The sequence below is a fragment of the Pseudomonas sp. B6001 genome (assembly GCF_013386015.1).
Taxonomy (GTDB): domain Bacteria; phylum Pseudomonadota; class Gammaproteobacteria; order Pseudomonadales; family Pseudomonadaceae; genus Aquipseudomonas.
In genome coordinates, this window is sequence record NZ_JACAOX010000009.1 from 101,603 (window position 1) to 119,877 (window position 18,275).

The window sequence follows — 18,275 nt, forward strand, 5'->3', positions numbered from 1 at the left end:
TCAGTAACATACGGCGCATTCCGCGATAGCTCAGTTGGTAGAGCAAATGACTGTTAATCATTGGGTCCCTGGTTCGAGTCCAGGTCGTGGAGCCAGATAGTAAAAAAGCCTGCAGCGATGCAGGCTTTTTTTTGCCTGGAATTTGTCCCGGACACTCGATTCAGGCGTGCCCTCGAAACAGGCGATATTCGGCAGGCATGCACACCGCACAAGGACGAAATCCCGCGGCGACAGCCGTCGCTTCATCGAGAAAAAACACGCGATTTTTCACGTAGCCGCCACGCGCAATGGCTCCCAGCGCCGCACGACAGTCGAGCTTTCCATAGCGCTTGCCGCGACGGTGACCGCCCAGCGTTCCCGGCTCGAGGCTTGGGAAGGGGCTTGCGTCTGCGCCCATCAGCATCCACACGTTTTTGTCAGCCATCGCCTGTCCTCCTGCCGTAGCAGCCTGCGGTACCTCCGCCATGTATCGCCGATCAGATCGGCTGGCACACCCGGTTTCTTGCTTTTTTTATCACTCAAAAAGGCTCAAAGTCGGGCACGCTATCCATTTCTGCTTTTCGACAGGATTCGAACATGTCAAAACTTCCCGAAACGTCCAACGATCCCTACCAATGGCTTGAAGACGTCGACGGCACGCGTTCACTGGACTGGGTACGCGCCCAGAACCTCAGGACCGAAGACCGGCTCGCCCGCTCCGACAGCTTCAAGCAGATCAAGGCCGATGTGCTGGAGATACTGGACTCGGACAGCAACATCCCCTACGTCGATAAGGTCGGCGCCTATTACTACAACTTCTGGATGGACGCCGCCCACCCGCGGGGCCTGTGGCGTCGCACCACGCTGGCGGAGTACCGCAAGCCCCAGCCTGCCTGGGAAACGTTGCTGGACCTTGACGCACTGAACGCCGCCGAAGGCGAAAACTGGGTGTGGCACGGTGCTGATTTCTTGCGCCCGGACTACCAGCGCTGCCTGCTGGCGCTGTCCCGTGGCGGCGCCGATGCGAATGTCACCCGCGAGTTTGATCTGGCCAGCAAGACCTGGGTCGAAGACGGCTTCCAGTTGCCCGAGTCCAAGGGCGGCCTGGGCTGGATCGACCGTGACAACGTCTATGTCTATACCGATTTTGGTGAAGGGTCGATGACCCGTTCCGGTTACCCGCGCATCGTCAAGCAGTGGCAGCGCGGTACACCGCTGAGTGCCGCCAGTCTTGTCTATGAAGGCGCGCTGGATGATATGTACATCGCGGCGATGCACGACGACACGCCCGGCTACGAGCGTGACTTCGTCAGCCGCACGCTGGCGTTCTACAACAACGAGCTGTACCTGCGGGGCAGCGACAACCAGTTAAGCAAAATCGACGCGCCGAACTCGGCGGAAAAGTCGGTGTACAAAGACTGGCTGCTGCTGGAACTGCGGGAGGACTGGACGCTCGATGAGGTGTTCGTGGCCGGCTCGTTGCTGGCGATCCGGTTTGATCGCTTCATGGCAGGCCAGCGGGATTTCGAGGTGCTGTTCACCCCTACGGACAGCACCTCGCTGGCAGGGTTTTTCTGGACGCTGAATCACCTGGTGCTGAACGTACTGGATCACGTCAAGAACCGCCTCAGCGTCCTCACTCCCGGCGCGAACGGCTGGCAGCACAGCCCGTTCACCGGGGCGCCGAGCATGGGGACGGTGGGTGCCAGCGCAGTGGACAGCGACGACAGTGATGCCGTCTGGCTGGTGACCACTGACTACCTGACGCCGACCACCTTGTCGCTGGCCGAGATCGGTCATCCGCCCGAGGTACTGAAAACCCTGCCGGCCTTTTTCGATTCCAGCCAGCACGTGATCGAGCAGCACTTTGCGGTCTCCAGGGATGGCACTCGTGTGCCGTATTTCCTGGTGCTCGGCAAAGACCTGCCGCGCAACGGCACGGCGCCGACCTTGCTCTATGGTTACGGCGGCTTTGAATACTCCCTGACCCCGTATTACTCCGGTAAGGCAGGCCGCGCCTGGCTTTCGAAGGGCGGGGTGTACGTGGTTGCCAACATTCGCGGTGGCGGTGAATACGGCCCGCGCTGGCACCAGGCCGCACTCAAGCAGAACCGTCCGCGCGCCTACGAAGATTTTGCCGCAGTGGCCCGTGACCTGATCGACCGTGGGATTACTTCGCCCCGACACCTGGGCGCGGAGGGTGGCAGCAACGGTGGTCTGTTGGTCGGCAATATGCTTACTCAATACCCGGAACTGTTCGGTGCAATCGTCTCCCAGGTGCCCTTGCTCGACATGCAGCGCTATCACCTCCTGTTGGCCGGGGCGTCGTGGATGGGGGAATACGGCAACCCGGACGTACCTGAAGAGTGGGCGTACATCCAGACGTTTTCTCCATACCACCTGTTCGATCCGGCGAAGGCCTACCCACCGGTGTTTTTCCTGACCTCGACCCGCGATGACCGGGTGCATCCAGCCCACGCCCGCAAACTGGCGGCGAAGATGATCGAGGCCGGCAAGGACGTGACGTACTACGAAAATATCGAAGGTGGGCACGGCGGGGCGGCAGACAATGCGCAGGCTGCGCATATGAGTGCGCTGGTCTACAGGTTTTTGTGGGAGAAGTTGAGTTCTAATCGGGACTGAGTGTCGCCAGCCTTAATTGCTGGTACGCCTGCACCAATTGGTCGAGCGTAAACCCAAGGTTCCTGCCGCTGGGATTGGGCAGAACCCACACCGCCGCACACCCCAAGGTGTGCGGTTGAAGTCCCCAGGCAATCTGCTTCTGCCCGCTCAACGCGCTATAGGCGGCCTTTCCCAGAAACGCCACATACCGTGGCGCATAACGTGCGATCTTGCGTTCAAAACCCGCCGCCGCCGCCCTGAATTCATCCGCCGACAACTGGTCCGCCCGGGCCGTAGGCCGCTCCACCACCGTGGTCAGCCCGCATTGGTATTGCAGGATCGTGAGGTCGTTCTCCGGCTGCACTTCATGGGGCGTAAACCCGGCCAGGTGCAGCGTGCGCCAGAACCGATTGCTCCTGCCCATGAAGTGATGCCCGGTGGTGGCGGCCTTCAGCCCCGGGTTTATGCCGCAGAAAATCACGGCCAGGTCTTTGGTCAGAATGTCTTCGAGTGTTTCGTTCATGCTGAGTCTCAGGCAAGTGTCTTTCACGACGTTGGGAAAAACACAGGGGCGGTCTGGCGTATCGCGTTAGTCGGGATACCCTGTGAACCTGTTCAGGCTATCTTTACAGCGGCCATCATGGTTAACGGGGCCCGCAGGTCAACAGCAGAGCTGCTTTATGTGGGAGCGGGCTTGCTCGCGAAAAAACCGAGAACGCCGCGTTGAATCAGGATGCCAGCGTCATCGTTGACGACCTTCGCGAGCAAGCCCGCTCCCACATTTGACTGTGCCCGCTCTTGATTTTGATCTTGGGCGGCCCGCGGAGTAATGCCGGCAAGAGCGGAACCAATATCAGCCATTACCTAAATAACCGATATACCCCCTAACCCAACAACGCCCGAGCAAACTCATCAGACGCAATAAAGTCCATGGCCTTACGCAACTCGCAAGCCGCCTCAGCCCCAAACACCTCATCAAACCGGACCGCCATCTGCCTGGACACCACCCGCGCCTCTTCGTATTTACGCTGCCCCGCGTCGGTCAACAGCACCCGCCGGCTGCGACGGTCCAACTCATCCACCCGCAACACCACCAGCCCATCCCGCACCAGCGGCTTGAGCGTATGCCCCAAGGCCGACAAATCCATCACCAACGACTGCGCCAGGTCGCGCATCTTCGGAGCGTCCCCATTGGCGATGTGGTTCATCAGCGAATACTGGGTGGCCTTCAGACCAAACGGCGCAAACGCCTCGTCATAGATCTGCGCCATACGACGGGACGCGCGCCGCACGGCTCCGTTGGAACAGGTGCTCGGGCTATTCAGGACAGGCGGTGCGCATTTCACAGGCTGATCACTCGCTACAGATCAAGGGTTAACCGAACGTTAATCCGGCAAGATGAATATTGACACATGCTGCAACAAATTAGTTGCGTATGCCACTAAACGCTATATCGTGGCATATGCCTCTATTTTGACCGGATGTCAGTGCAGTTGGCCCGGAACACAGACGGGCGGGGCAGGAGGGAAGCGCTGTTCGGTACCTCCTTCAGTCATCAACTTCCTGTCTGGATCACATCTATGCTCAACCTCGTGCGCATCGCATTGCGGCGCCCCTATACCTTCCTGGTATTGGCTATTTTCATTCTGATTGTGGGCCCGCTCGCGGCCTGGCGTACACCGACCGACATCTTCCCCGAAATTCGCATCCCCGTGATTGCCGTGATCTGGCAGTACACCGGCTTGCCGCCGGACCAGATGGCCGGCCGCATCACCTCGCCGTTCGAGCGGGTGCTGACCACCACGGTCAACGACATCCGCCATATCGAGGCGCAATCGCTGAACGGCTACGGAATCGTCAAGGTGTTCTTCCAGCCGGGAGTCAACATCAGTACGGCCAACGCGCAGATGACTTCGGTGTCCCAGGCCATCCTGCGTCAACTGCCGCCGGGCACCACGCCGCCGCTGATCCTCAACTACAGCGCCTCGACAGTGCCGATCGTGCAGTTGGCGTTGTCCGGCAAAGGCCTCAGCGAACAGAAACTCGGTGACCTGGGCCTCAACACCGTGCGCCTGATGCTGACCACGGTGCCCGGTGCCGCACTGCCATACCCCTTCGGCGGCAAGACCCGCCAGGTGCAGATCGACCTCGACTCCGCACGCATGCAGGCCCGTGGTCTCTCGGCGCAGGACGTGGCCACTGCCCTGGCCACGCAGAACCTGATCACCCCGGTGGGCACGCAAAAGATCGGCAGCTACGAGTTCAACCTGCAACTGAACAACTCGCCGACGGACTTCCACGACCTGGAAAACCTGCCGATCAAGACCGCCGACGGCACCACCGTGTTGATTCGTGACGTGGCCACGGTGCGTGACGGCAACCCGCCGCAGACCAACATCGTGCACGTCAACGGCAACCGCTCCGTGCTGCTGCCGGTGCTCAAGACCGGTTCGGCCTCGACCCTCGGGGTGATCGCCGGGATCAAGGACAAACTGGCCGACAACAAAGGCGCCTTGCCGCCCAACCTGAATATCGACCTGATCGGCGACCAGTCGCTGTTCGTGCGCTCGGCCATCAGCGGCGTCGCCCGGGAAGGGATCATTGCCGCCGCGTTGACCAGCCTGATGATCCTGTTGTTCCTCGGCAGTTGGCGCTCCACGGTGATCATCGCCACGTCGATCCCATTGGCCATCCTGTCGTCGATTGCCACGCTGTCGGCGCTCGGCGAAACCCTCAACATCATGACCCTCGGCGGCCTGGCATTGGCCGTGGGGATCCTGGTGGATGACGCTACGGTGACCATCGAAAACATCAACTGGCACCTGGAACAGGGCAAGCCGGTGGAGACGGCGATCCTCGACGGCGCGGCGCAGATCGTCACGCCGGCGTTCGTGTCGCTGCTGTGTATCTGCATCGTGTTTGTGCCGATGTTTTTCCTGGAAGGCGTGGCGCGCTTCCTGTTTGTGCCGATGGCCGAAGCGGTGATCTTCGCGATGATCGCCTCGTTCATCCTCTCGCGAACCCTGGTGCCGACCCTCGCCAATTACCTGCTCAAGCCTCACGAACATCATGCGGACGGTACGCCGGTGGTGGTGCCGTCGAGCAACCCGCTGGTGAAATTCCAGCGCGGGTTCGAGCGCCAGTTCGAGGCGTTTCGCGGGGTTTACCACGGGGCATTGGAGAGTGCCTTGCACCACCGTCGTATCGCGGTGATCGCGATGCTGGCGTTCGTCGCCGTGTCGTTTGCGCTGGTGCCATTCCTGGGTCGCAACTTCTTCCCCGACGTCGACTCCGGGCAGATCCTGTTGCATGTGCGTGCACCGATCGGCACGCGGGTCGAGAGCAATGCGCGGCTGGTCTCGCAGATCGAGAACACCATTCATAACGTGATCGAGCCCCGGGAGCTGGCGGCCATCGTCGACAATATCGGCCTGGCCATCAGCGGGATCAACGTGGCCTACAACAACACCGGCACCGTGGGTTCACAGGACAGCGACATCCAGATCAGCCTGAAAGAGGGCCATCGTCCCACCGCCGAATACATGCGCGAACTGCGGGAGCGGCTGCCCCGTGAATTCCCGAATGCGGTGTTCTCGTTCCCGGCTTCGGACATCGTCGGGCAGATCCTCAACTTCGGTTCTTCGGCGCCGGTGGATGTGCAAGTCAGCGGCAATAACCTGCCCGCCAACTTCACCTACGCCAGCACGTTGCTGCGGGAAATCCGGCGGGTGCCGGGTGTGGTGGATGCGCGTATCCAGCAGTCGCGGCAACTGCCCACGTTCAAGATCGATGTGGACCGTACCCAGGCCCAACTGGTGGGCCTGAACGAGCGCGATGTGACCAACAGCCTGGTGGTCAACCTGGCGGGTTCCAGCCAGGTGGCGCCGACGTTCTGGCTCAACCCGGCCAACGGCGTGTCTTATCCGATTGTGATGCAAACCCCGCAGTACGGCCTCGACACCCTGGCCGCCCTGCATAACCTGCCGTTGAGCGGCAGCCCCGGTTCGGCGCAAGACCAGACCCTCGGCGGCCTGGCGTCCATCGAACGCAGCCACGCGAACTCGGTGGTGACCCAGTCGGACATCCAGCCGGTGGTCGAGGTGTTGACCGCAATCCAGGGCCGCGACCTCGGTGCCGTTGCCGCCGACATCCAGAAGATCATCGCCGCCCACGCCAGCGAAGTGCCCACCGGCTCCAAGGTGCTGTTGCAGGGCCAGGTGCAAACCATGAACGCGGCCTTCAGTGGCTTGCTGTTTGGCCTGCTTGGCGCGGTGGTGCTGATCTACCTGCTGATCGTGGTCAACTTCCAGTCGTGGGCTGACCCGTTCGTGATCATCACCGCCTTGCCGGCGGCGCTCGCGGGCATCGTGTGGATGCTGTTCATCACCCACACGCCGCTGTCGGTACCGGCGCTGACCGGGGCGATCATGTGCATGGGCGTGGCCACCGCCAACGCCATCCTCGTGGTGAGCTTCTGCCGCGAACGCCTGGCCGTGCACGGGGATGCGGTGCAGGCGGCGCTTGAAGCCGGCTTTACCCGTCTGCGCCCGGTATTGATGACCGCGATTTCGATGATCATCGGCATGGCGCCGATGGCGCTGAGCCTGGGGGAGGGCGGCGAACAGAACGCCCCGCTGGGCCGTGCGGTCATCGGCGGGCTGGCCTTCGCCACCATTGCCACGTTGTTCCTGGTTCCGCTGATTTTCAGTCTTGTGCACGGGCGGCGTCAGCACGCCACGCTTGCGACCACCGCCACTCAAGGGGTTTGACATGTCTGCTTCCGTTTCCAATCCGGGTTCGCCCCGCCGTAAATCCCGTGGTCTGCTCTGGCTGGTGCTGGGGCTGGTGGTCCTGGTTGCCGTGGTGGTATTCGGCATCGGCGTGCGCGCCAGCGAATCCCATGACCTGAAAACCTGGACCGATGCCCAGGCGTTGCCCAGCGTGATCCTGATCACCCCGAGCGTGCAGCCCCAGGGTCCGATCCTGAACCTGCCGGGGCGCCTTGAGGCGTACTCCCGGGCGTCGATCTTTGCCCGGGTCAATGGTTACCTCAAGACCTGGAACGTCGACATCGGCGACCACGTGAAGGCCGGGCAACTGCTGGCCGAAATCGACACGCCGGAGCTCGATCAGCAACTGCTGCAAGCCAAGGCCGTGCTGGCTTCGGCCCAGGCCGACGAGTCGCTGGCACAGACCACCGCCAAGCGCTGGCAGGCAATGCTTTCGTCGGACTCGGTGTCGCGCCAGGACGTGGATGAGCGCACCGGCGACCTGACTGCCAAGCAGGCCAAAGTGGTCGCGGCCAGGGCCAACGTCGACCAGTTGGTTGCCACCAAGGGCTTCCAGCGTTTGACTGCGCCGTTCGCCGGCGTGGTCACTGCACGCTCCACCGATGTGGGGGCGTTGATCAGTGCCGGTGGTGCCACTGGCAAAGAGCTGTTCGCGGTCTCTGACGTCAGCCGCCTGCGGGTGTATGTGCAGGTGCCGCAGTCGTCGGCGCCGCAGATCCAGGTGGGCACCGTGGCGCGTCTGAGCGTGCCGGAGTATCGCGGTGAAACCTTCAACGCCAAGGTGATCGCCACTGCCGATGCGGTGAACGCCGCGTCCGGCAGCACCCTGGTGCAACTGTTGGTGGAGAACCCCGGCAGCCGCCTGTTGCCGGGCGGCTACACCAGCGTGCAGTTCACCTTGCCGGTGCAGACCGACGTGCTGCGCCTGCCTGCCAGCGCCCTGGTGTTCGATGACAAGGGCATGCGCGTGGCCACCCTCGACGCGAATAATCATGTGCACTTCAAGACCGTGACCATCGCCCGGGACTTCGGTGACAGCGTGGAAATCGGCAGCGGCCTGGTCGCCACCGACCGCGTGATCGACACCCCGCCCGACGGCCTGGCCGACGACGATTCGGTGCAACTGGCCGCCAATCCCGTGGAGGCCAAACCCCATGGCTAAGCGCACTTGCCTGGTATTGGTCGCGACCCTGGGCCTGGGCGCCTGCCATCTTGCGCCGCCGCTGGACGTGCCGGAGGTACCCATCGCCGCGCAGTTCCATACCCAGGGACCTTGGACCGTCGGCACGCCGAACGACCAGGCGAGTCGCGACGGTTGGTGGCACATCTACAAGGACCCGCAACTGGATGCGATGGAGCAGCAGTTGCTGCAAAGCAACCCGGACTTGAGCGCGGCACTGGCTCACTATTCCCAGGCCCAGGCGTTTTTGGCCCAGGCGCAATCCGGGCTGTTTCCAAAGCTGATCGGTTCCAGCAATGCCCAGCGCATTCGCCAGTCGGACACCCGGCCACTGCGCTCGGCCAGCCCGCCGAATGTTTACGATTCCGGGACAGTGGGGGTAGAGCTGGACTATGAAGTCGACCTCTGGGGCCGTGTGCGCGACACCGTTGCCGCCGGCACCAGCGACGCCCAGGCCGCCAAGGCCGACCTGGCTTCGGTGCGTCTGAGCTTGCAGGCGCAATTGGCCGACAGCTACATCCGCCTGCGTGGCATTGACCGGCAAGACCAGTTGCTGCAGGAAACCAGCGATGCCTATGCCAAGGCCCTGAGCCTGACCGAAGGCTTGCACGGCGGCGGTATCGTCTCCGGGCTGGACGTGGCGCGGGCGCGTACCCAACTGTCGACGGTCAAGTCGCAGCTGAGCCAGAATTTGGTGCAGCGTGCAGTGCTTGAACACTCGATAGCGGCGATGCTGGGTGAGTCCGCATCGACCTACGCGATTGCCCCAAGCGTCGCGGATATCGCCTTGCCCGGCGTGCCCACCGGTGTACCGTCTACGCTGTTGCAGCGTCGGCCGGACATCGCCGCTGCCGAGCGTCGGATTGCCTCGGCCAATGCGCGCATAGGGGTGGCGAAAGCCGCCTGGTTCCCGGCCCTTACCCTGAGTGCCCAGGGAGGTTTCCAGAGTGATGAGTTCGCGCACTTGTTGAGCGCGCCCAACATTTTCTGGGCCATCGGCCCGTCGCTGGTGGGGACGATTTTTGACGGCGGCGCGCGCCAGGCCGGGGTGGACAGTGCCAAGGCGGCAACAGATGAAGCCGCAGCCAAGTATCGTGGTGTAGTGTTGACCGCGTTCGAGCAGGTGGAGAACAACCTGTCGATCATCTCCGGGCTCGACACCGCCCTGGTTGACCAGCGCGATGCGGCGGCAGCCGCGCAGTACGCCGAGGACTTGTCCCTGGCACGCTATCGCCAGGGTGGCGCGGCGTACCTGGACGTGGTGACGGCGCAGGTAGCGTCGTTGCAGGCACAGCGCACGGTGCTGGATCTGCAGACTCAACAGTTAAGCGCCAACGTAGGGCTGATCAAGGCATTGGGTGGCGGTTGGAATATGGCCCAACTGGCCCAAAAGAACCTGTAGGAGCGAGCGTGCTCGCGAAGGTCGTCGACCACACCGCGGGCATCCTGAAAGAACACGGCGCCCTCGAGTTTTTCGCGAGCAAGCTCGCTCCTGCCGTTAGTTGTTGTGAACATTGAATCCAAGGAGTAGTGGCATGACTGATTACGTACCGCCAAAAGTCTGGACCTGGAAGACCCAAAACGGCGGCACCTTCGCCAGCATCAACCGGCCCATTGCCGGCGCGACCCACGACAAGGAATTGCCGGTAGGCCGTCATCCGTTGCAGCTGTATTCGTTGGCAACGCCCAATGGCCAGAAGGTCACGATCCTGCTGGAAGAGCTGCTGGCCCTGGGTCACCAGGGGGCGGAATACGATGCGTGGTTGATCAGGATCGGTGACGGCGACCAGTTCGGCAGCGGTTTCGTCGGGGTCAATCCGAACTCGAAGATTCCCGCGCTGCTGGACCGCAGCGGGCCCAAGCCGATTCGGGTGTTCGAGTCGGGTGCGATCCTGCAGTACCTGGCCGAGAAGTTCGGCGCGTTCCTGCCCACCGAACCGGCGGCCCGTGCCGAATGCCTGTCGTGGTTGTTCTGGCAGATGGGCAGCGCGCCGTACCTGGGCGGTGGTTTCGGGCATTTCTATGCCTACGCGCCGACCAAGATCGAATATGCCATCGACCGCTTCGCCATGGAAACCAAGCGCCAACTGGACGTACTGGACAAGCAATTGGCCGAGCACGAATACATTGCCGGGGATGAGTACACCATCGCCGACATGGCGATCTGGCCGTGGTACGGCGGCCTGGTGAAAGGCCGCTTGTATGAGGCGGGGGAGTTTCTCTCGGTGCAGGATTACAAGCACGTCGTGCGCTGGGCCAATGCCATCGAAGCGCGGCCGGCGGTGCAGCGTGGGCGCCGGGTCAACCGTGTGTCGGGCGAGCCGTCAGAGCAACTGCGCGAGCGGCATGAGGCGTCGGACCTCGACTGACCCACCACACCCACCCTTGTGGCGAGGGAGCTTGCTCCCGCTGGGCTGCGCAGCAGCCCCAGAACCTGCGCCCACGTTCTACCTGAAAGAATGCGGGATGCTTATTGGGGCCGCTTCGCGGCCCAGCGGGAGCAAGCTCCCTCGCCACAGGTTTCAGCGGTGCCTTCACGGCGTTCCCACTTGGCAATCACCAGCGGTGCCAGGGCATTGCCCAGCACGTTCAACGCGGTGGTCGGCATTTCCATCAGGCGATACACCCCGGCGATGAAGGCGATGCCCTCCAACGGCAAGCCCGCACTCGCCAGGGTCGCCGACAGAATCACGAACATGAACCCCGGCACCCCGGCCGCGCCCTTGGATGTCAGCACCATGGTCACCACCAGCAGGGCCTGGTCGCCCAGGCTCAGGTCGATGCCATACAGCTGCGCCACAAACAGCGTGCCGATCCCCAGGAACAGCGACGCACCGTCCAGGTTGAACGAATACCCCACCGGCACCACAAAGCTCACCAGTGAAGGCGGCACGCCGTAGGTTTCGAGTTTCTTCATCAGTTGCGGCATCACCGCCGCCGAACTGGCGGTGGAGAACGCCAGGATCAGTTCATCCTTGATATGTCGCATCAACGCAAACAGGTTGATCCCCCACAGCCGCGCCACCAGGTTGAGCACCACCAGCACGAAGAAAGCAATCGACACGTAGCTGACCAGGATCAGCTTGGCCAACGGCAACAGCGAGCTGAAACCGAAGTTGGCCACGGTCACTGCGATCATCCCGAACACGCCGATGGGCGAATAGGCCATGATCATCGACGTGACCTTGAACATCGCCTCCGACACCCCGCGCAGCAGGGCAATCACCGGGTCTTTGCGCTCGGCGGGCAAGCGCGAAACCCCGAGGCCAAACATCACCGCGAAGAACAGCACCGACAGCAGGCTGCCCTGGGCCATGGCGTTGATGACGTTGTCCGGAATGATCCCGACAATGATCTGCCCCAGGCTGTGGCCGCCGCCGGCGCTGCTGGTGGGCAAGGTCACGGCACTCGCTTGCAGGCTGGCCAGTTCGGTACCGGCACCCGGCTGGAGCAGGTTGCCCATCACCAGCCCGACGATGATCGCCAGGGTGGTGATGCAGAAGAAATAGCCCAGGGACTTGACCCCGATGCGTCCCAGGGATTTACCGTCACCGTGCCCGGCAATGCCCACCACCATGCAGGCAAACACGATGGGCACGACGATCATCTTCATCAGCTTGATAAAGATATCGCCCGCCGGTTGCAGCAGGTTGTCCACCAGCCACGGCCGGGATTCGGGAAAACGGTGCAGCAGGGCGCCGATGGCGATGCCGGCGAGCAAGCCGATCAGGATTTGCCAGACCAGCGCGATGCGGGGCTTGTGCATGGGAATGCCTCATTTATATCAATGATTATGAGTGTTGTTCTAGGCAGTCAATGAGCGGCCATCCCTGGCCGCCGGGTGGGGCGGAAACCGTCAGCGCAATCGATGGCACGCTTCATTCAGGCGACGGCAACCTTCTTCAATTACGTCAAGCGAGCTGGCGAAAGACAGGCGGATATACGGCGACATGCCGTACGCCGCGCCGCTTACGGTGGCCAGGCCGTGTTCCCGCAGCAGGTGTTCGGCCAGCTGGGTGTCACTGTCGATCCGCTCGCCGTGGGCGGTGGTCTTGCCCATCAGCCCGGCGACGTTGGCGAACACGTAGAACGCGCCATCCGGTGGCGTGAAGCTCACGCCGGGAATGTCTTCGAGCAGGCCCAGCATGCGTTCGCGGCGTTGCTGGTACACCTCGCGCATCCCTGCGATGGGCGCCTGGTCGCCAGCGAAGGCGGCAACTGCGGCAGCCTGGCTGAGGGAACTGGGGCAGGTGGTGGTTTGCGAAAGCAGCTTGGCAATGGCCGCGATCAGCCAGGCCGGGCCGGCACCGAAACCCAGGCGCCAGCCGGTCATGGCGTAGCCCTTGGAGGCGCCGTTGACGATCAGCGTGCGCGGCTTCAGGTCCGGTGCGAGTCGGGTCAGGGAAACGTGGCGGGCATCGTCGTAGACGAAGTGCTCGTAGATCTCGTCCGCCATGATCAGCACATGGGGATGGCGCCGCAGCACCGCGGCCAGGGCCAGCAGTTCGGCCTCGTTGTACACCGCGCCGCTGGGGTTGTTCGGGCTGTTGAGGATCACCCATTTGCTGCGCGGGGTGATCGCTTGTTCCAGGGCCTGGGGCGACAGTTTGAACCCCAGTGACTCGTCGCCGGGAATGATCACCGGCGTCGCGTCATTCAGCCGTGCGATGTCCGGGTACGACACCCAATACGGCGTGTGCACGATGACTTCGTCGCCGCGATTCAGGGTCGCCGCCAGGGCGTGATAAATGATGTGCTTGCCACCGCACCCGGCGATCACTTCGTCCAGCCCATAGTCCAGCTGGTTATCGCGCTTGAGCTTGAGGCAGATCGCCTGGCGCAGGGCGAGGGTGCCGCTGGTGGCGGTGTAGTGGGTGTCGCCACCGTGCATCGCGGCGCTGGCCGCCTCGAGGATATGCGCGGGTGTATCGAAGTCCGGCTCGCCCACGGTGAAGTTGACGATGTCCCGGCCCTGGGCGCGCAGTTCGCTGACCAGTGCGTTGGCGGCGATGCTCGGGGAGGGCGCGATGCCCAGCACCCGGTCGGACAGAAAGGCAGTGCTCATGATGACTCCCCTCAGCCTGCCAGGCCGGCCTGTTGCAACACCTTGTCGATCCAGCTCTGGCGCACTGCACCGCTGGCGATTTCGGCTTTGACTTGCTCTTCATGGGCCGCGTGTTGCGCGGCCTTGCGCAGCACTTCGGCGGCGTCGGCCTGGGAGAAGGCGACCAGGCCATCTTCGTCACCCACCAGCACATCCCCCGGGTTGATCAGCATGCCGCCGATGGACACCGGCACATTCACCTCGCCCGGGCCGGTCTTGTAGGGGCCGCAATGCACCACGCTGCGGGCGTAGCAAGGGGTGTCTTCGAAGCTCGCGACATCGCGAATCGCCCCGTCAATCACAAACCCCACGCAGCCGCGTTGCTGGGCGTAGAGCTTGACCAGTTCGCCGATCACCGCGTTGTTGGTGTCGCCCTGGGCGTCCACCACCAGCACGTGGCCGGGCTCCAGCATGCTCAAGGCCTTGTAGATCAGCAGGTTGTCGCCGGGGCGGGTTTTCACCGTGAGCGCGGTGCCCACCAGCTTGCCGGTGCGGTTGTAGCGGTTCAGCCCACGGGCGCCGATGTGCCGGCCGAGGTTGTCGCTGATGTGCGGGGTGACCACGTGAGTGAAGGCTTCGAGCACTTCGGCAGAAGCCAGCGGCGGGTTGGGGAGGATGCGGGAACCGGGCAAGGACATGGCTGTAACTCCGATTGATCTTATGGGTCTGTGGCTAGATCTTAGGAGTGATGAACATACAGTTTTAGCGATATTTTATTATCTGATAGGATCGCTTTTTCTCATGGGAGATAGCCGATGATCACGTTCAAGCAAATCGACGCGTTGTACTGGATTGCCGAGCTGGGCAGTTTCGAGGCGGCGGCGAACAAGCTGAACATGTCGCAGTCGGCGATTTCCAAGCGCATTCAGGAGTTGGAAGAAACCTTCGATGTGGAGATTTTCGACCGCAGCAAACGCAATGCGCGGTTGACGGAAAAGGGCGCCGAGTTGCTCGACTACGCCAAGGACCTGCTGGAGCGTCGTGACTACATGCTGGAGCGGGTCAGCACCCGTGAAGTGCTGGTGCGCAGGTTTCGCCTGGGGGTGACGGAATTGACGGCTTTCACCTGGTTGCCGGCGCTGGTGGAGGCGTTGCGCGAGGCCTATCCCAAGGTGCAGATCGAGCCGTCGGTGGAGTTGAGCAGTGAGCTGTTTCGCAAGCTGGAGAGTGATGAGCTGGACCTGGTGATCGTGCCTGATGCCTACAGTGATTCGCGCTTCCTGAGTACGCCGCTGGGCAGTGTGGAAAATGCCTGGATGTGCGCACCGGGGTTGGTCAGCGAGGCTGATCCGGTGGGGCTTGAGGCATTGGCCGGGTATACGGTGTTGACCCAGGGTTCGCACTCGGGGACGGGGCTGATTTATGAGCGCTGGTTAGCAGCGCATGCTGTGCAGATGCCGCGCAAGTTGACCAGTCATAACCTGTTGGTGCAGGTCGGGCTGGCGCTGTCGGGGGTGGGGGTGAGTTATTTGCCCAAGGGGTGTTTGTCGCATTTGATCGAGCGCGGGGAGCTGCGCGCGCTGGTGACGGAACCGGCGCTACCGAGGGTCGGGTATGTAGCGTTGCATCGCGGGGATCGGCAGTTTGGCTTGAACCAGAATGTGGCGCAGTTGGCGGTGCAGTGTTGTGATTTTTCGCGGTTGTTGTTTTAGTTTTTCGAAGCAGTGAGCGAGTCCTTAAAGACCTACCCGGTGTAATCCATCATGAAACGCCATTTCGAAGATTTGCAGCTGGGCAGCATCGAGCTGTTCTGCCTGGCCGCCGAGGCCAGCAGCTTTACCGCCGCCGCCCAGGTGGCAGGCGTGACCCCGGCGGCGGTGAGCCGCAGCATCTCGCGGTTGGAAGAGCGCCTGGGCTCCCGGCTGTTTGTGCGCACCACCCGCAGCATCCGCCTGACCGATGGCGGCCGGACATTTTTCGAGCAATGCCGCCAGGCGCTGACGCAACTGGTGGAAGCCCAGCAGGAAATGATGGGCGCGCAATCGGTGCCGTCCGGGCTGTTGCGCATCAGCATCCCGACCACCTACGGCCATCACCGGATCCTGCCGCTGCTGCCGAAATTCCGTGCGCTGTACCCGCAAGTCAGCGTGGATATCCACATCAGCAACCGCAACATCGATTTCGTCGCCGAAGGTTATGACCTGGCCATTCGCGTGCGGGCCCAGCCGGACTCGACGCTGATTGCGCGGTTGCTGGAAGACGCCAGGCTGGTGGTGGTCGCGACGCCGGCGTACCTGAAGCGTGCCGGCACGCCCCAGGCCCTGGAGGATTTGCCGAACCATGAGTGCATCCAGTACGAATTGCCGAGCAACGGGCGGCGCATTTCCTGGCTGTTCCAGGTGGACGGCAAGGAGCGGGAGTTTGCCGGGGAAGCAGGCTACAGCTGCTCTGACGACGTGCTGGGTGGCGTAACCCTGGCCAAGCACGGCGCGGGGTTATTCCAGACCTACAAGTTCATCGTCGAGGAGGAGTTGGCCAACGGCAGCCTGGTGGAAGTGTTGCAGCCTTACGGTGGTCGCTCACGGCCGTTTACCTTGCTGTATCCCCATGGCCGCTATGTGCCCCATCGGGTGCGGGCGTTTGTGGATTTTCTGCTGGAGCATCGCGCCGAATGGGCGGCGCTGTAGCGGCGGATAAGTCCCAGGTCAGCATCAATTGGCCAATGGCAGTATCGATGGCATCAGCGTCGACGCCATCCCGGGCCAGGATCGACACGCCTTGCAGAAAACTGTCGTAGACCGTGGCCATGGCACGGGCGTTGGTCTCGGCCGGTAACTGGCCCGCCCGGATGCCGCGCTCGACACAATGCACGATGCCCGCCCGTGTGCGCTCTCGCGAATGGGTCAGCCCATGGGTGACTTGTGCGTTCTCGGGGGAGGGCGCGCTCATCACGCCCAGGGCTACCATGCAGCCTTTGGGATGCCCCTCTTCACACTGCATGCGTGCCGATTGCCGCAACGCCGTCTCGATGGCCTGGCGCGGTGGCAGGCTGTCATCCCACAGGCATTCGGTGACCTGGGCGAACGTCGCCAGATAACGCTGCACGCACTCCTGGAACAGCGCGTCCTTGGAGCCGAACGCCGCGTAGAAACTCGGCGCGGAGATGCCGCCGCCCAATCCGGCTTTCAACTGGCTCAGGGACGTCGCGTCGTAACCGTGCTGCCAGAACAGGTGCATGGCCTGTTCCACGGCCTGGTCGCGGTCGAAGGTGCGGGGGCGGCCCATCTGTGCCATGTGGAAATCCTCTCGGGTGATGAGATAAATACTAGTCGATACATAAGTCGTTGACAACGCTGCGTGGGTCGCCCAACATTTATATCGATCGGTATTTAAGTCCTCTCGCTCAAGGAGTTTCCCTGTGACCCCCTCAACCACTTTATCGGCAGACGCCGTTCCCGACCGCTTGCCCATCGGCGCCTTGCTCGCCCTGGCCATGACCGGTTTCATCTGCATCGTCACTGAAACCCTGCCGGCGGGCCTGTTGCCGCTGATCAGCGATGGGCTGGGAGTTTCAGCGTCCATGGCCGGGCAGATGGTCACCGCGTATGCGCTGGGCTCGGTGCTGGCGGTGATCCCGCTGACCATCGCGACTCGCGGCTGGCGGCGGCGCAATGTGCTGCTGCTGACCATCGTCGGTTTTCTGCTGTTCAATTCCATCACGGCGCTGTCCTCCCACTACGGGCTGACGTTGCTGGCGCGGTTCCTCGCCGGGATGGCGGCGGGGCTGGCCTGGAGTTTGTTGGCCGGCTATGCGCGGCGCATGGTTGAGCCACATCAGCAGGGCAAGGCGTTGGCGCTGGCCATGGTAGGAACGCCGATTGCCCTGTCACTTGGCGTACCGCTGGGCACCTGGCTGGGTGGGCTGGTGGGCTGGCGCACCACGTTCGGGATCATGTCGGCACTGACCCTGGTGCTGATTGTCTGGGTGCTGGTGAAAGTGCCGGATTATCCCGGCCAGTCGGCCCATCAGCGCATGCCGTTGCGCAAGGTGCTGACCACGCCGGGTGTGCGGCCAGTGCTGGCGGTGGTGATCTCATGGATGCTCGCCCATAACATTCTCTATACCTACATCGCGCCGTTCGTGGCTCCGGCGGGCTTGGTGGACCGTGTGGATCTGGTGTTGTTGGTGTTTGGTATAGCGGCGCTGCTCGGGATTTGGGTGACTGCCCGGTTGGTGGATGTGGCGTTGCGCAAGACGGTGCTGGTCAGCCTGGCGGGCTTTGCGGCGACGTGCCTGGCGTTCGGTTTTCTCGCGCAAGTGCCGGGCGTTATTTACCTCGGTGTGGCGGTCTGGGGCTTGAGTTTTGGTGGCGCTGCAACGCTGTTGCAAACCGCGTTGGCGGACGCAGCCGGGGATGGTGCGGACGTGGCACTGTCGCTGAACGTGGTGGCCTGGAACAGCGCGATTGCCGGAAGCGGCGTGGTGGGTGGCGTGTTGCTGGATACCTGGGGCGTGGCGTCTTTCCCCTGGGCAATGTTGGTGTTGCTGGCGGTGGGCTTCGCGATTGTGTGGTGCGCGCGACTCCATGGCTTCAAGCCGGGGCACCGGGCCCACGGTAAACCTGTGGTTGGCGGGCACTGATATTTCCAAAGTCTTTGG

Annotated in this window: 15 protein-coding genes and 1 tRNA gene; 9 read left to right on the forward strand and 7 right to left on the reverse strand. The window is 62.7% G+C overall.

All coding sequences use genetic code 11. The annotated features are described in order from the left end of the window. The first annotated feature begins 19 nt into the window (after window positions 1-19). Window positions 20-95 (forward strand) — tRNA-Asn (locus tag HX821_RS11315). Window positions 96-160: 65 nt separating this feature from the next. Here HX821_RS11315 and HX821_RS11320 read toward each other — a convergent pair. Continuing rightward, a complete protein-coding gene (locus HX821_RS11320; protein ID WP_177035752.1) occupies window positions 161-424 on the reverse strand; it encodes an Ada metal-binding domain-containing protein in 264 nt (87 codons plus the stop codon). A gap of 152 nt (window positions 425-576) precedes the next feature. On the opposite strand from HX821_RS11320, the gene HX821_RS11325 reads away from it, so the two are divergent. Further along, window positions 577-2,622 carry a prolyl oligopeptidase family protein gene (locus tag HX821_RS11325; protein ID WP_177035753.1) on the forward strand — a complete coding sequence of 682 codons (2,046 nt, stop codon included), beginning with the start codon at window positions 577-579 and terminating at the stop codon, window positions 2,620-2,622. On the opposite strand, the gene mug is transcribed toward HX821_RS11325, so the two are convergent. After that, a complete protein-coding gene (mug, locus tag HX821_RS11330) occupies window positions 2,609-3,124 on the reverse strand; it encodes a G/U mismatch-specific DNA glycosylase (RefSeq protein ID WP_177035754.1) in 516 nt (171 codons plus the stop codon). The genes HX821_RS11325 and mug overlap by 14 nt on opposite strands. A 361-nt stretch (window positions 3,125-3,485) precedes the next feature. Beyond that, on the reverse strand, window positions 3,486-3,872 hold the full coding sequence (locus HX821_RS11335; RefSeq protein WP_003207888.1) for a MarR family winged helix-turn-helix transcriptional regulator: 387 nt from the start codon (window positions 3,870-3,872) through the stop codon (window positions 3,486-3,488). Window positions 3,873-4,181: 309 nt separating this feature from the next. Between HX821_RS11335 and HX821_RS11340 the strand changes: the two genes are divergently transcribed. The 4 genes from HX821_RS11340 to yghU all read left to right on the forward strand — a co-directional run bounded on the left by HX821_RS11340 (window position 4,182) and on the right by yghU (window position 10,940). After that, the gene (locus tag HX821_RS11340) at window positions 4,182-7,370 is read left to right on the forward strand and encodes an efflux RND transporter permease subunit (RefSeq protein ID WP_003207890.1); all 3,189 of its coding nucleotides are present in this window, start codon (window positions 4,182-4,184) and stop codon (window positions 7,368-7,370) included. A 1-nt stretch (window position 7,371) separates the two neighbouring features. After that, a complete protein-coding gene (locus HX821_RS11345; protein WP_003207891.1) occupies window positions 7,372-8,553 on the forward strand; it encodes an efflux RND transporter periplasmic adaptor subunit in 1,182 nt (393 codons plus the stop codon). Then, a complete protein-coding gene (locus tag HX821_RS11350) occupies window positions 8,546-9,973 on the forward strand; it encodes an efflux transporter outer membrane subunit (RefSeq protein WP_003207893.1) in 1,428 nt (475 codons plus the stop codon). The genes HX821_RS11345 and HX821_RS11350 overlap by 8 nt, the downstream gene beginning before the upstream one ends. Before the next feature lie 133 nt (window positions 9,974-10,106). Beyond that, complete coding sequence (gene yghU / locus HX821_RS11355; RefSeq protein WP_177023139.1) at window positions 10,107-10,940, forward strand: glutathione-dependent disulfide-bond oxidoreductase; 834 nt, start codon at window positions 10,107-10,109, stop codon at window positions 10,938-10,940. A 101-nt stretch (window positions 10,941-11,041) separates the two neighbouring features. Here the strand turns inward: yghU and HX821_RS11360 are convergent, their stop codons facing one another. The 3 genes from HX821_RS11360 to HX821_RS11370 form a co-directional block, all read right to left on the reverse strand. Next, window positions 11,042-12,337: a cation:dicarboxylate symporter family transporter gene (locus HX821_RS11360; RefSeq protein WP_177035755.1), complete on the reverse strand. Its 1,296-nt coding sequence runs from the start codon at window positions 12,335-12,337 to the stop codon at window positions 11,042-11,044. Window positions 12,338-12,427: 90 nt separating this feature from the next. Then, entirely contained in the window at window positions 12,428-13,636 is a 1,209-nt protein-coding gene (locus tag HX821_RS11365; RefSeq protein WP_003207899.1) for a pyridoxal phosphate-dependent aminotransferase, read from the reverse strand. An 11-nt stretch (window positions 13,637-13,647) separates the two neighbouring features. After that, window positions 13,648-14,313 (reverse strand): RraA family protein, encoded by a 666-nt coding sequence (locus tag HX821_RS11370; protein WP_134326042.1) that lies wholly within the window; start codon window positions 14,311-14,313, stop codon window positions 13,648-13,650. Window positions 14,314-14,430: 117 nt separating this feature from the next. On the opposite strand from HX821_RS11370, the gene HX821_RS11375 reads away from it, so the two are divergent. Both HX821_RS11375 and HX821_RS11380 read left to right on the forward strand, forming a co-directional pair. Beyond that, complete coding sequence (locus HX821_RS11375; RefSeq protein WP_008433274.1) at window positions 14,431-15,327, forward strand: LysR family transcriptional regulator; 897 nt, start codon at window positions 14,431-14,433, stop codon at window positions 15,325-15,327. A 51-nt stretch (window positions 15,328-15,378) separates the two neighbouring features. Then, the gene (locus tag HX821_RS11380; protein ID WP_087692928.1) at window positions 15,379-16,302 is read left to right on the forward strand and encodes a LysR family transcriptional regulator; all 924 of its coding nucleotides are present in this window, start codon (window positions 15,379-15,381) and stop codon (window positions 16,300-16,302) included. Here HX821_RS11380 and HX821_RS11385 read toward each other — a convergent pair. Next, window positions 16,205-16,909 carry a TetR/AcrR family transcriptional regulator gene (locus HX821_RS11385; protein WP_087692927.1) on the reverse strand — a complete coding sequence of 235 codons (705 nt, stop codon included), beginning with the start codon at window positions 16,907-16,909 and terminating at the stop codon, window positions 16,205-16,207. The genes HX821_RS11380 and HX821_RS11385 overlap by 98 nt on opposite strands. 124 nt (window positions 16,910-17,033) lie before the next feature. Here HX821_RS11385 and HX821_RS11390 point away from each other — a divergent pair, with 124 nt between their 5' ends. Beyond that, on the forward strand, window positions 17,034-18,257 hold the full coding sequence (locus HX821_RS11390; protein WP_177009643.1) for an MFS transporter: 1,224 nt from the start codon (window positions 17,034-17,036) through the stop codon (window positions 18,255-18,257). Window positions 18,258-18,275 lie beyond the last annotated feature (18 nt).